The sequence below is a fragment of the Nostoc sp. UCD121 genome, assembly GCF_014222285.1.
Taxonomy (GTDB): Bacteria; Cyanobacteriota; Cyanobacteriia; order Cyanobacteriales; family Nostocaceae; genus Nostoc.
In genome coordinates this window covers 62,267-76,960 of the sequence record NZ_JACKZS010000011.1, presented here as the reverse complement: position 1 = coordinate 76,960, position 14,694 = coordinate 62,267, and the positions used below count along the sequence as shown (strand labels likewise).

The 14,694-nt window shown below is 39.8% G+C and carries 8 protein-coding genes and 1 tRNA gene; 3 read left to right on the top strand and 6 right to left on the bottom strand.

Features of this window, described 5'->3' with window-relative positions; genetic code table 11:
• Positions 1–1,888 (bottom strand): PAS domain S-box protein (locus tag GNF10_RS04360; protein ID WP_185607120.1); only part of this gene is annotated, 1,888 nt, incomplete at its 3' end.
• A 518-nt stretch (positions 1,889–2,406) separates the two neighbouring features.
• Between GNF10_RS04360 and GNF10_RS04355 the strand changes: the two genes are divergently transcribed.
• Positions 2,407–8,211: an ATP-binding sensor histidine kinase gene (locus tag GNF10_RS04355; RefSeq protein WP_185591947.1), complete on the top strand. Its 5,805-nt coding sequence runs from the start codon at positions 2,407–2,409 to the stop codon at positions 8,209–8,211.
• Positions 8,212–8,339: 128 nt separating this feature from the next.
• Here the strand turns inward: GNF10_RS04355 and GNF10_RS04350 are convergent, their stop codons facing one another.
• The 3 genes from GNF10_RS04350 to GNF10_RS04340 all read right to left on the bottom strand — a co-directional run bounded on the left by GNF10_RS04350 (position 8,340) and on the right by GNF10_RS04340 (position 11,128).
• Positions 8,340–9,746, bottom strand: coding sequence for a 1-acyl-sn-glycerol-3-phosphate acyltransferase (locus GNF10_RS04350; protein ID WP_185585474.1), 1,407 nt, complete (start codon positions 9,744–9,746; stop codon positions 8,340–8,342).
• A 131-nt stretch (positions 9,747–9,877) separates the two neighbouring features.
• Positions 9,878–10,324 (bottom strand): DUF2127 domain-containing protein, encoded by a 447-nt coding sequence (locus GNF10_RS04345; RefSeq protein ID WP_185607119.1) that lies wholly within the window; start codon positions 10,322–10,324, stop codon positions 9,878–9,880.
• Positions 10,325–11,055: 731 nt separating this feature from the next.
• Positions 11,056–11,128: transfer RNA gene (locus tag GNF10_RS04340), tRNA-Ala, on the bottom strand.
• A gap of 72 nt (positions 11,129–11,200) precedes the next feature.
• On the opposite strand from GNF10_RS04340, the gene GNF10_RS04335 reads away from it, so the two are divergent.
• On the top strand, positions 11,201–12,118 hold the full coding sequence (locus GNF10_RS04335; RefSeq protein ID WP_185584749.1) for a rhodanese-related sulfurtransferase: 918 nt from the start codon (positions 11,201–11,203) through the stop codon (positions 12,116–12,118).
• 296 nt (positions 12,119–12,414) lie between these two features.
• On the opposite strand, the gene GNF10_RS04330 is transcribed toward GNF10_RS04335, so the two are convergent.
• Positions 12,415–13,167, bottom strand: a complete 753-nt coding sequence (locus GNF10_RS04330) for an alpha/beta fold hydrolase (RefSeq protein ID WP_185584748.1) — start codon at positions 13,165–13,167, stop codon at positions 12,415–12,417.
• A gap of 65 nt (positions 13,168–13,232) precedes the next feature.
• Positions 13,233–13,745: a flavodoxin FldA gene (gene fldA / locus GNF10_RS04325; RefSeq protein ID WP_185584747.1), complete on the bottom strand. Its 513-nt coding sequence runs from the start codon at positions 13,743–13,745 to the stop codon at positions 13,233–13,235.
• 601 nt (positions 13,746–14,346) lie between these two features.
• On the opposite strand from fldA, the gene GNF10_RS04320 reads away from it, so the two are divergent.
• Entirely contained in the window at positions 14,347–14,646 is a 300-nt protein-coding gene (locus GNF10_RS04320) for a hypothetical protein (protein ID WP_185584746.1), read from the top strand.
• Positions 14,647–14,694 lie beyond the last annotated feature (48 nt).

Sequence of the window (14,694 nt, the reverse complement as noted above, 5' to 3'; positions counted from 1 at the left end):
CCATTAAGTTACCCATTACCGAAGTTCGTAAATCGTGGGCAACTGTATGCAAAACAACATCTTTTATACGATCCAGTTTTTCAAATTCTTGCATTTTCTGCTGCAACTGTGCTGTTCGTTCTTCGACTTGTTGTTCTAAATTAGTGTTAAGTTCTGCAAGTTTTTGGTATATCTGGCTTTGCTGAATGGCGATCGCTACTTGTTCTGACATCTGTTGTAACAAATCAATCTCTATTGGCTGCCAATGGCGCGAACCTGAGCATTGATTGGCAATTAATGCTCCAAATAATTCATTGCCTAGCATTAGTGGTACTGCCAAGCTAGCCTTAGTTTGAAATTTTTGATAGTGTGCTTTAACTTTGGGAGATACTGCTATTTGTGTAATATCTTCAACAACACGCACAAGATTATCTTTTAGTAAGTTTCTCAATTCTTGTAAATAAGCTTCATCATTAGTAGACCAACCTAAGACTGATGGATACTTGGGATCTACTGATTCGGCAAGGGTTCTGACTCCTAACTTGGCATTATTTAAACCAATGAAAACTCTATCTGCTTGCAGAAATTGTCTAACTTCTGTTACCGTGGTTTGCAGAATTTCCTCTAAGTTAAGGGAAGACCGAATTCGCACTAGAGTTTCTGCCAACAAGCGATCGCGTTGTGCTGATAGGCGAAATTGCGCTTCTACTTGCTTGCGTTCTGTAATGTCGTGATGGACTGCTAGGATCGAAGGGATATTATCTAAATCAATGATTTCGGCTGAAAGCAGCGTTGTAATTATCTTGCCAGACTTTTGCCGAAATTCAAATTCCAAATTGCGAACAACTCCTGTGCTTTGCAACTGATGTAACAAATTTAGGCGATCGCGATCGTCTACCCAAAGATTTAATTCAAAAGAAGTTTTACCAATCGCCTCATCTCGCTCATAACCGGAGAGTTTGACAAAACTGTCGTTAACTTCGATGAAGCGCCCTTCTTGTAGTGTACTAATGGTAATGGAATCGGGACTGCAACTAAAAGCCTTAGCAAATTTTTGAGCCAGATTTTGTAAGCTGACTTCTGCTTGTTTGCGTTCTGTGATGTCTCTGACAATTGCTAGTACCTCATCTTCACCACTCACTACCAACCGCGCCTCATAATCTCTGACTCCCAAAGGCGTTGCTAGTTGATATTCGCAAGTTTGCAAAGTTCCAGAATCTAAAGTTTTAGCGATCGCTTCCAGGCTAATTGCTGCAACATCACTAGGCAATAACTCTTGCACGCGTTTTCCAACTATTTCTTCTCTCGAAAGAGTGATATTTGCTCCCTCACTTTTCAAATCGAGATACTCGGCATCGCGGCTAATGCGAAACATCAAATCGGGAATAGCATCTAAAATTGCTTTATACCGAGCCTCGCTCGCTTGCAATTTTTCTTCGGCTTGTTTTCTGTCTGTAATGTCCATGACTAAGCCATTCCAAAGAAAATCGCCTGCTTCTTGTAGTTCGGGTTGCGAAGTACCTTGAATCCACTTCAGTTTGCCACTAGGCGTAATGATGCGACCTTCCCAATGCCAAGGTTTAAATGTAGTACTACAAACAGTAATAGATTCTCTAAAAGCTTTTATATCCTGTGGATGAATCAGTTTGTATAGCACCTGAAAGTCTGCCTGTACAGCTTCTGGTTTTAATTCATACAAATATTCACAACCAGAACTAATATAAGGGATAAACACAGAGCCATCCTGCCGTTGCAGAATTTGGAAAATCATCCCCGGTAAATTGGCAGCAATTGTTTCCAATAGAGTGATCTTCTCTGGCTGGAAATCTGGTGATTTAACAATTTCATCCACTCTTTGAACCTTTGATATATAAGCAATTGACATAATATTCAAGGCAATCATAGCCATTATGAGACTTTTTTGGCTGTTGGCGTTATCACTAACAGCAGAAAAAGTTCCTCTACTTTCAGAGTAGTTCTGGATGCAGCGATCGCATTCACCCAATCGGGTGAACCAGTTATCCAAAAACCATCAGTTCACGATTGCTGTACATGGATAGCGGGGTGTTTAGTCCGTGCTGAGTGAAGTTGAGGTAAAGGTTTAAGTCCCAGGTTGAATCTCTTAATTTTAGTTGCTATGTTCAGGAGGAATTTCAATCCTCTTCTGAAGACTAAGCTAATCATCAATCAAGTTGCATCATCGTATCTTTGCGTAGAGTGGTTTGCTTGCTCTCATTCCCTCCTTTTTAAGTAGCTTAGGGAAGATCAAAGCCTTAACCCAAGGTATTGTTCTATATACAACTAAAAGCGGATCAGCTTATCCCTATATTCTTGAAAAGCAAACCCTAATTTTGGGAATAATAACTATATATCTACTAATAAAAGTCAAATTGTTGACAAGCAATCTTGATTATTGAGAGTATAACCATGACAACAGCAATTCCTGAAGTTTATAGAATTAGCGGCTATAAATTAATAGAAATCCTCTATCAAGGCTCCAAAGCTGAAGTCTATAGAGCCATTAGAATGGTGGATCAACAACCTGTTGTCATTAAAATTTTGCAAGTAGAATCTCCTACTTTTAACGAACTATTACAGTTTCGTAACCAATACACAATTGCCAAAAATTTAAATATTTCTACTATCGTTCGTCCCCATAGTCTAGAAGCATATCGTAATGGTTATGCTCTGGTAATGGAAGATTTTGGGGGAATTTCTCTGAGAGAATATGCTAAAAACCAATCACTAGAACTGGTGGAGTTTTTGACAATTGCTCTGCAACTTAGTAATATTCTCCATGAACTCCATCAAGAACGGGTAATCCACAAGGATATCAAACCTGCAAATATTCTGATTAACCCGCATACAAAACAAGTAAAAATCATCGATTTTAGTATTGCTTCTTTACTTCCTAGAGAAAACCAAACTCCGATTAATCCCAAGGTTTTAGAAGGAACCCTTGCTTATTTATCTCCTGAACAAACCGGACGTATGAACCGAGGTATAGACTACCGCAGTGACTTTTATTCTTTGGGTGTGACATTTTTTGAACTCCTGACAGGAAAATTGCCTTTTGAGCCAGATGATCCAATGGAGTTGGTACATTGTCATATTGCCAAGCAACCACCAATATTAGGAGGCAGAAGGGAAGAAGAGAAAGAGATACCGCAAGTATTGGGCGATATTGTCATGAAATTGATGGCGAAAAATGCTGAAGATCGTTATCAAAGTGCTTTAGGGTTAAAACATGATTTAGAAAAATGTCTTTCGCAACTGAACAAAACGGGTAATATTGAGCGCTTCCAAATTGGGCAACGGGATATTTGCGATCGCTTCATTATTCCAGAAAAATTATACGGTAGAGAAACAGCCGTCCAACAACTTCTAGAAGCTTTTGAGAGGGTTTCTCTAGGAAGCCATGAAATGATGTTAATTGCCGGGTTTTCGGGCATTGGTAAAACTGCGGTTGTAAACGAAGTTAATAAACCGATTATTCGGCAACGCGGTTATTTTATTAAAGGTAAATTTGACCAGTTTAACCGGAATATTCCCCTATCTGCCTTTGTGCAATCCTTGCGTGATTTGATGGTGCAGTTATTAACAGAAACCGATCAACAACTGCAACAATGGAGAAAAAATATACTCGCAGCATTAAGAGATAATGGACAGATTTTCATTGAAGTTATTCCTGAATTAGAAAAAATTATTGGTCAACAACCACCGATACCAAAATTAACAGCAGAGGCAGCACAAAATCGATTTAATTTATTATTGAAAGTTTTTATTCAAACTTTTACGACTAAACAACATCCATTAGTTATTTTTCTAGATGATTTGCAATGGGCAGATTTGGCTTCATTAAAATTGATCCAATTACTAATGAATGAGTCAGATGGATATTTATTATTAATTGGTGCTTATAGAGATAATGAGGTATCATCACCCCATCCGTTAATATCAACTTTAGACGAAATTGGGAAAGCTGGTACAACAGTTAACTTGATAAATCTACAAAACCTGAGTCAAGTTAAATTGAACCAATTAGTAGCTGATACATTAGGCTGCAAAGAAGAATTAGCATTTCCTCTTTCGCAATTGGTTTGTCAAAAGACTCAGGGAAATCCATTTTTTGCTACACAGTTTCTCAAAGCATTATACCAAGATGGGTTGATTACCTTCAATTTTGAAGAAGGCTGTTGGCAATGTGATATTGCCAAAATTAATCAGCAAGCTATGACGGATGATGTTTTAGAATTCATGGCGTTTCAATTGCGGAGGCTGCCAGAATCAACTCAACAGGTTCTCAAGTTAGCAGCTTGTATTGGTAATCAATTTGATTTAGCAACATTGGCGATCGTTTCTGAACAGTTAGAAATCGAAACGGCAGCTTGTTTGTGGAATGGGTTACAAGAAGGTTTAATTTTGCCCCAAAGTGAAGTTTATAAGTTTTATGTTGGGCAGGAAGAACAAATATTTACTCAACAAACTTCTCAAAATACTGTATACAAATTCTTACACGATCGCGTGCAACAAGCTGCCTATTCCTTGATTCCAGACGAACAAAAGCAAGCCACTCATTACAAAATTGGGATGTTATTGTTACGCAATTCCTCAGATTTGGAACGGGAAGAACGACTATTTGAAATTGTCACTCATTTAAACGCGGGTAGTGCCTTAATCACTCAACCTTCAGAGCAGCAAGAACTGGCAGAATTAAATCTGATTGCTGGACGGAGGGCAAAATCTGCAACTGCATACACAGTAGCAGTCGAGTATTTCACTGTGGGAATTAGTTTGCTGCCGCCTCATTCTTGGGAAAGTCACTATGACTTGACCCTAACGCTATATGTCGAGGTGGCTGAAGCTACTTATCTCAATACCGATTTTGAGCAGATGGAGCAATGGGTAAAAATTGTGTTGCAACATGCTAATACTTTGCTCGACAGCATTCCCATCTACGTAACCAGAATGATGGCAGCAAAATCGCAAGGTCTTCCATTGAAAACGCTGAACATTGGTTCGCAAGTGTTGCAGCTATTGGGTATTGAGTTTCCTCAGCAACCAACTCCGGCAGATATTGGACAGGCAGCGCAAGCAACTATGCGGTTATGGGAAGGACATTCCTCTCTCGATTTGCTCAATTTATCCACTATGAGCGATGCTCACTATTTGGCAGCTATGAGAATCATGAGCAAAATGGTTCCGGCTGCTTATCTGGCAACACCTGTTTTAATGCCCCTACTGATATTCAAGCAAGTAGAATTTTCGATTAAATATGGTAATTGTCCTGTTTCTGTCTATGCTTATGGCGACTACGGCATCATCCTCTGTGGTGTATTTGGTAATCTGGAAGCTGGTTATGAGTTTGGACAATTGGCGTTAAACCTGCTGGAATTACAGTCCAAAACCTTTAAATGCAGAACCTACTTTATTGTCTACAACTTTATCCGTCATTGGAAAGATCCTCTGCGCGAACAACTTGTGTATCTGCAAGAGGGCTACCAGAATGGACTGGAAACTGGAGACATGGAGAGTACAGCATTAAATGCTCAAGGGTATTGTTATTATGCTTATTTTGCGGGGCGAGAATTAACCGGGTTAGCGAACGAGATGGCAGCTTATCGCCAGAGTCTCCGTTCAATCAAGCAAGAATCGCCACTGCAATATCTGGAGATGTGCTATCAAGCTGTACTCAATTTACTCGGACATAACCAATCTCCCGATCGCTTGACGGGAACCATTTATAATGCTGAACAACGATTATCCCTTAATCAAGCAACTCAAGACCGAACGGGATTTTTTCATTGGCAAGTTAATCAAACAATTCTCTGGTATTTGTTTGGGCAATATCAAGAAGCTGCCCAGCAGTCTGCCCAGGCAAAGCAATACTTAGATGCTGGTATTGCTCAATTCGGTGTCGCTTTGTATTTTTTCTATGATTCTTTGATTCATCTGTCACTTTACAAAGCTGCAACTGAGTCAGAACAGCAACAGATTCTCGCCCAAGTCGAGGCTAATCAAGAGAAAATGCAAAGATGGGCAGCACTAGCTCCTTGTAACCATCAACACCGTTGGGATTTGGTAGAAGCCGAACGGTTTGCAATTCTGAGCGATCGCACTATGGCAATTGAATTTTACGATCGCGCGATCGCAAAAGCCAATAAAAACGGCTTCCTCCAAGATGAAGCCCTCGCTAACGAACTCGCCGCCAAATTTTACCTCAACTGGGGCAAAGAAAAAGTCGCCCAAGCCTATATGCAGACAGCTTATTCTTGCTATGCCCGGTGGGGAGCCAAAGCCAAGACGGATGACTTAGAAAAACGCTACCCTGAATTGCTGCGTCCAATTTTGCAACAAGTAGTACAAACGCTAAATCCATTGGAAGCTTTAGCAACAATTGCTAACCCAGTCCACGCACTGACTCATACCGCAACTTCTTCTGGTATTAGCATCAACAATATCCTTGACTTTAGCTCTATCCTCAGAGCGTCACAAACTCTTTCTGCAACAATTCAACTCGATGAATTTTTACAGCAACTTACCCAGATTATCCTCGAAAATGCTGGTGCTGATAAATGTGCGCTGCTTTTACCTGAAGATGATAAATGGCAAATCCGCGCAATTACTACCTTTGATAGCACAAGTTTAAAGTCAGAATCGCTCGAAAATAATCCTAATGTTCCCATTGCGCTGATTCAGTATGTAAAAAATACAGCTAATGTGGTTGTGGTTGACAATCTCAAAACTCATTTACCGATAGTTGATGATTATTTAAGCCAACATCAACCCAAGAGTGTGCTGTGTTTACCGATACTCAGCCAGGGGCGTTTAGTCGGAATTTTATACTTAGAAAATAATTTGACAAGTGGGGTATTTACCCGCGATCGTATTTTAGTGTTGAATTTTCTTTGTACTCAAGCGGCAATTTCTCTCGAAAATGCTCGACTATACGCGAATCTTCAGCAAAGCGAAGCCCGTTTTCAGAAAGTTACCGATAATGTTCCTGGAGCTATTTACCAACTCCATGTCACACCAGAACATTTGGTTTCTATGCCCTATATAAGTTCTGGCTGTTATAACCTTTATGAAGTGACAGCAGAAGAAATAATCAGCGGCCAGCAAAACCCTCGTTTTCTTGAACATCCTGATGACATTGCAGGCATCAATCAGGCAATGATGGAATCTGCTCAAAGCTTGACACCGTTTGTTCACGAATGGCGAATCATTACGCCATCAGGAACGATGAAATGGGTACAAGGGGCATCTCGTCCAGAGCAACAAGATGATGGTTCAATTGTTTGGGATGGTTTAATTGTAGACATTAGCGATCGCAAAGCTGCCGAAGCTGTCGTCCAGCAAAAATCCCAACAACTAGAACAAGCCATCGAAGATTTACAAAAAGCTCAATTACAAATTGTCCAAAGTGAAAAAATGTCTGCTCTGGGGAACTTAGTCGCAGGTGTCGCCCACGAAATCAATAACCCAATTGGGTTTATCGCAGGAAATGTCAACGAAGCAAGGCTAGGATTAGAAGATATCATTGAGCATTTGCAATTGTACCGTTCTGGGGTATCTTCAGCAGAAATTGAACAACATGCCCAGAAGATTGAGATTGATTATCTCTTGGAAGACATACCTAAAATGATTGAGTCAATGGATGTCGGGTGCGATCGCATTAAAAATATCAGTACTAGTTTGCGAACTTTCTCACGGGCAGATAAGGATTACAAAGTTCCCTTTAACATCCACGAAGGTATTGATAGCACTATTTTAATTTTGAAACATCGCCTCAAAGCTAACGAAAAACATCCGGCAATTGAAGTCATCACTAACTACGGAAATATTCCCGAAGTAGAATGCTTTCCTGGACAACTTAATCAGGTATTTATGAATCTGCTGGCAAATGCTATTGATGCGTTAGAAGAATCAAACCAAGGATATAGCTTTGAAGAAATTACAGTTAATCCTAACTGTATCACTATTACAACATCAATACATAATGATACCCACGTCAAAATTCAAATTTCTGATAACGGTATTGGCATGAATGATGATGTCAAAAAGCGAATTTTCGAGCATTTATTTACAACTAAGCTTGTAGGTAAAGGTACAGGATTAGGATTAGCGATCGCTCGACAAATTATAGTTGAAAAACATGAAGGTACTTTGAAAGTAAATTCTACTTTTGGACAAGGTTCTGAGTTTGAGATAACACTACCAATCGGGAATTGACATCACTATAGGCTAATACAGTTCAGTTAAGGCTAAAACTCTTTGCCGCCCAAGATTTTTTTAACGAACCGCAAAGGACGCAAAGAGAAGAAAGGAATGCTTATGCGTAAGCCCTATTTATTTACGCCTTAGTTAATCATCTTCTCTAAAGCAATTTGCAAATCTTTTGTCAAATCGCTTACACCTTGTCTAACTGCATAGCGATCGCCCTGAGAATTGCGAAAGCGTTCAGTAACTGAAATTGGCTCTCCCACAGTGATATGTGCCTTTCGCAAACCTAAGCGAGGTCGCCCTGGAAGTGTTGTATTTTGAATTCGAGAAAGCATATCGAATACAAGTAAAGCTGTTTCTGCAAACCTTTCTGCTGTCGGTTTTTCTTGAATATAAGTTGCTGTGACTGCAACAAAACTTTCCACTATCCGCATGTGCCGCATTCGCAAATCTGCTTCCTCAGCAATCCAATCAGCCAAACCACGTTTAAAAGGTGCTAAAGCATTGATATCTGGCAAATCTTCCCGGTAAATGTAATTCCAGCCAGCCTCTTCCAAGCGGCGACAACGGTCAATAAAATTACCCTGTGCCTGAACTCCAAAATATTGCTCAGTAACTTGTAAAGCCTTATCCAGCAAGCGATGAAGTCGGGCAATTAATACCTGATTTGGACTAGCAGATTCATCAGTTGAGATGGTTTTTGGGATGTCTTGATGATAGAAGCGACGATAAAATTCTTCCATCTCAGTAATGAGATATTCAGCCAACCTACAGAGGCGTTGATAGTAAATCTCTTCTTGAGTGCCCCGATCAATTTCTTTAACTGCCAAGCCGCTATCAGCTTCTAACTTACTCAACAGCCAATCCAGTTTAGACCAAGGTGGCTCGACGTAGCGATATTGAATAGCGATCGGCACAATAATCACAGTTTCAGTGCGATTGGCTTTTTGTAAATCTTCTACACACCAGAACCCCATTTGAGCAACGCCTGGTTCCAGTGGGCTAACAATACCACTATGACCATTAGTACCTCCTTCTGGCGCTACTGCGATCGGTAGTTCGCCATTAGCAAATAACTCCCGTGCAGTTTGGATTGCTTGCCGATCTAGTCGCCTACCGCGATGAACCGGCACACCTCCCACCCGTGAAAATAACCAACCTAGCCAATTTCCAGCCCAAACCGTCATACCCCGGTCATAGAGAAAATAACTGTGAACAAGGGATTGCAGTAAAATACCTTCCTGACGGGCAACTCGTGGCACAATGCGGGAAAGCAAATACAGCATACACAGAGGATCTTCCACCTCTGGGTGACGGAATGCTAACAAAAAGCGAATTTTTCCAGCCTGGAATTGTTGATAAAGGTCAGCTAATACCTCAACATTTTGGGCTTCAATACCGACAATCCCAGCCGTTAGCCAAGGGCGAGTGCGAAACCGTAGTGCGATCGGCAGTAACCACCGAACAATCTGGAGTACCAACGGATTAAAACGTTGAGTAATAAATTTCAGTGGTGGTTGAGTAGACTGAATCGATCTAGGCAAGTCGCTCTCCAGATTGTGTTTTTAGCGATTGTACAACGTACTGAGTGAAAAGATTCATAAGTACTATTTTTTAATCAAGACTCAGCACTAATAAACTCTTCAAAGATAGATCCTAATTATCGAATAAAAAATTACTTTGGATGTTTAGGAAAATTTTGGAGTAAATATCCAAATACAGCTAGATTTAACAAAAATATGAATATTTTTATAAGAGATATTCCTTGAATTAATTCATAAACTTCTAGTGGAATACTGATACCGACAAGCCCCAATACCAAGACATGAGCCCAACGCTTCTCGTACCATAAACCAACGGCTTCAATAGTAGTAACAATAGCATAAACTGCTGCTCCAATGCCGCTAAATGCTAAAGTTCTAGGATTTAAGTTGATAACTTTCTTTAAAATCCAATCAATAATTATAGATTTACCTTCTAAAACATAATTTTCTGAGAAAGCCTCTAGAGTTCGATAATTTTTTAATGTCAATAATAAAGCAATGGAAGTAACCATAAGTAGCAAGGCAGCAAATGATTTGTAGACAACAATTGCCACTAACCCCAATGGACGCTTTTTCAAACAACCCCCTAAAAGTATATATTTAAGTCAAACTTGGATTAACTGCCTCTGGATGATACCAACTAAGACGTTTATTGTAGCAACACTTTATCGTCCCATGTTTCCACTTTTTGTAATTCTAAATTAAGTGTTAATACTAAGTAAGTCGGCACAATAAAATCAGAAAAATGAACTAGCCTAAAACCCTTCTACCTATGAACTATTGCTTTATCCCAACGAAAATTATTTACCGATTAAAGCGTAAACCTCATCTATGTTGAAACCTAGACTTTTTTGAAAGATATATTTATGTAGGTTGGGTGGAGTGAAACGCAACCCAACATTACCACCAAATTTTATGTTGGGTTACGCTATAGCTGCACCCAACCTACAAAACTACGGTTCTCAAGGTAGACGAGGTTTAGAATGTGGGTTCTAACTCCAGAACAAAAATATTTTTGCAGAATATTTAATTAAGGCTGCTGTCATTGCTAACAAATTCAACAGCGAATTTTGAACCTCAAAATTAACTACGTTTTGTCAGGTAACAGTTAACTTCATTATGTAGAGATTTTTCTCACTAAGTACAGCTTTGAAAATAAGACGATTGGATGTAATACTAACTTACCTATCTCTTAATTTTTCGCCTAATAATTGCCAAACCCCATTCCGTACTAGATTAATAGATTTTGATTTAGGTGTGTTTTATTTGGGTATTACTAGCGATCGCACTTGAGATAAATTATATCCAATGGAGGTTAGCGGACTCGAACCGCTGACATCCTGCTTGCAAAGCAGGCGCTCTACCAACTGAGCTAAACCCCCATAAAATTAAAATAGCAGGCAACTTCGTTTGACGTTGCTATTGTAACTTAATATTAGTCTGTTACTAAAGGGATGAATTCAGAAAACACTAGAATTGTTGCAGCATTGTATAAATTTGTCAAGCTGACAGATTTTGCCGAGAAACGAGATCCTCTGCTGTCTTACTGCCAAGCGCAAGGTGTCAAGGGGACAATTTTGTTGGCACAAGAAGGCATTAACGGTACAATTGCGGGTTCGCGTCAGGCGATTGATTCTGTTCTCTGGTTTCTGCGTAGTGACCCCCGTTTAGCAGACCTAGAATACAAAGAGTCCCATACTGAAACTCCGCCTTTTGAGCGGATGAAGGTACGGTTGAAGTCAGAAATTGTCACTTTAGGGTTGCCTGAAATTGATCCAACTGAGAAAGTTGGCACTTATGTCAGTCCCCAAGCATGGAATGATTTGATTTGCGATCCAGAAGTAACTGTGATTGACACTCGCAATGATTATGAGGTGAATATCGGTACTTTTCAAGGGGCAGAAAATCCCCAAACGGGATCATTCCGAGAATTTCCCGATTATGTGGTAAACAACCTCGACCCAACTAAACACAAAAAGGTTGCCCTGTTTTGTACAGGTGGCATTCGCTGTGAAAAGGCTTCATCTTTCATGCTTGCCCAAGGTTTTGCAGAAGTTTATCATCTCAAAGGCGGCATTCTTAAGTATTTGGAAGAAGTTCCGGCACAAGAAAGTTTATGGCAAGGTGAATGTTTTGTCTTTGACGAACGAGTAGCTGTCAGTCATGGGTTGCAGGAAGGAAGTTATGAGTTGTGCTTCTGTTGTGGGTATCCAATTTCTGAAGAAGATAAAATATCTCCAAAATATGAGCAGGGTATCTCCTGTGCCTATTGTTTTGATAGTCTCACCGAGGAGAAAAGAGCGCGTCAACAGGAAAAATGGCGGCACTACCAAACCCAAGTGGCTAATTCCAAAAATCGGGATGTAAGCTAATGGATTTCAAGTTTGTGTGGAGGGGATATAATACTATTTCTGTTTCAATACCGATTCTGTATGAAGATGCGCTAAACCATATTTAAGTATTAGAAAGAAAACGAACCGCCAAGGACGCAAAGGACACAAAGAAAGAAAGAAAGAAGAAGTTAAAAGGGTTTGGCGCAACCTCACAAAGAAATGGTACAAAATGCGCTTTATAAGAGTTATGCAAAACTACAGGCTGTAGGGGCAATTCATGAATTACCCCTACGTGAATCAAGCGCAGCCTCACATAGAATCTCTCTAGTCTTAACTTAATTTGTAGAAGTGCTAAAAGATAGTGCAGATGCTTCTAGCAAATGCGAAGGGTGGCGTTTCCAAAAACTCAAAATTTCTTCGCCAACCTGTTGAGGATAGAAGTAGTGAAAAAAATGATATCCTTGTGGGCATTCCCAGAGTTTATCTTCTGGCTTCAACCAATTGAACCAGTCATGCAATACGGTTGGGTTGACTACCGGATCGCTCTTGCTACCACATACCATCATTGGCATAGAAACTCCACCCTTGGGTAAATAAACCAACTTAAACAAAGAGTGTTGTGAAGGAGATTGTTCTAAATCTTTATCTAAGGCAGCTACTAACTTTTTAGTGGTATAAGGTGGTTGATTTCCAAAAAGACTGCGAACGGTGCTTGCTAAAACTAGCTCACGGCTGATGCTAAAAAGTTGTCGTTGAAAGTAATAGTGAGCTTGCCAATTGTTTGCAGGTTGAGCGGCTACAGCCAGGAGAGTTAGCGATCGCACTTTTTGGGGAAATCGCCGAGCAAAGGTTAAAGCGATCGCACCACTCATTCCATGTCCCGCTAAATGCACGGGGCGATCGCGCCATTCTAAAAAATCATACAGCAACTCCACAGCTTGATCTATAGAACTCGCTTCATCTTTGGTTTGTTGGTATTCCCATTGGGCAATTCTCATATACCCAGATAAGTAATCAAGTAACGGTTTATCAAAACGCTTCAAAATAGGACTAGCATTTAACCACAGAACATCAAATGAATCAGACATAAATTACCTATAATTTCTAAACTATCAATAGTAGGGGCGCACAGCTAGCTGTGCTACCCTAATTTCTACAAACCAAATTCTGTTTTCAACTGAGTAACCCAAGTTTTAATTCGTTCGTCTGTAAGATCAGATTGACTACCTTCATCAAGTGCCAAACCAACAAACTTGCCATTTTTCAAAGCTCTAGAATTCTCAAATTCATAACCCTCAGTTGACCAGTAGCCAACAGTTTTACCGCCGCGCTGGGAAATTTTTTCTTCTAGAATTCCCATTGCATCCTGGAAATTATCGGCATAGCCATATTGATCTCCATCACCAAAATAGGCAACTAACTTACCGCTAAAATCTATTTCATCCAGATCGGAGAAAAAGCTTTCCCAATCGCTCTGAAGTTGACCAATATCCCAAGTTGGAGAGCCAATAATTAGTAATTCATACTCATCAAAAGTGGTAGTATCCGCCTCGTAAATGGGATGTAATGTCACAACATCGCCACCAAACTCATCCCGAATTTTTTCAGCATCAGATTCAGTGTTGCCAGTTTGAGTACCGTAGAACAGACCGATTTTTTTTGACATATTGCCACCTGGTATATGAATTTGGAACGCAATAATTTACGCAAGGATACTTATTGGCCTTGCTTGTTGAAATATATGTTTAGCTTAATGAATATCTATCTCAATAAGCTTGGAGATATCCTACCAGATTTATTGATAGTTTTTATCATTTAGTATAAGTTAAGTTTTGTAAAGTATTTCATGGAATAAACCGGAAAAGCAGGCGGCGGTTCAATTCCAACTCAATCAGGAGTAGCCGAGACGCTTGGGTTAATGGCTACTGGCAAAAATTTTGGTCTTTCGAGACGCGATTAATCGCCGACTCTACAAGTGTTTTGGTCTTATCTAAACTGTATTCAGGAGTAGGCTATAAACCAACTTATTGTAAATGCCTTATACTAATTCTTTCTGAAGCTGCATAGAATTCGATCCCCCCTAGCCCCCCTTAAAAAGGGGGGAATTCAAAGTCCCCCTTTTTAAGGGGGATTTAGGGGGATCAAGATATGTGCAACTTCACATTAAATTGGTATTACGATATCCTCACACAATATTCAAGGTAATTACTGCTTTCAAAAGCTACATCGATAAAAGAAGCTAGAGAGAGTAAATTTTGTGTGTATTTATGAAATTAATCCAAATAATAAAAGTAGCTGTAATTCCTGTTTTGACTGTGTTGAGCTTGTTGTCTGCATCAAATAAAGCGCTAGCTGATTATTTAACTAGTCAGGGTTCGGGAGGTGATTACCGTTATGAATTATGGGCTACTGATAATAATGATTACTATTTGAAAGTTTGGTCATCTGAAGCAAGTCAAAACAGTGACGCTTACTCGACAACTAGAGCATTCACCTCTAGTAGGGAAGCCTTAATTTATTTTGATTGCAACTACGCTGGTAGAAATTTACCAGAATGTTCTCAATGATAATTTTGAACCCATCTCGGCATAATTCGTTATTTATTGTAATGAAGC

Coding starts and splice junctions, on each gene's coding strand:
- GNF10_RS04355 (WP_185591947.1), top strand. CDS start 2,407: ATGACAACAGCAATTCCTGAAGTTTATAGAATTAGCGGCTATAAATTA.
- GNF10_RS04335 (WP_185584749.1), top strand. CDS start 11,201: ATGAATTCAGAAAACACTAGAATTGTTGCAGCATTGTATAAATTTGTC.
- GNF10_RS04330 (WP_185584748.1), bottom strand. CDS start 13,167: ATGTCTGATTCATTTGATGTTCTGTGGTTAAATGCTAGTCCTATTTTG.
- fldA (WP_185584747.1), bottom strand. CDS start 13,745: ATGTCAAAAAAAATCGGTCTGTTCTACGGTACTCAAACTGGCAACACT.
- GNF10_RS04320 (WP_185584746.1), top strand. CDS start 14,347: ATGAAATTAATCCAAATAATAAAAGTAGCTGTAATTCCTGTTTTGACT.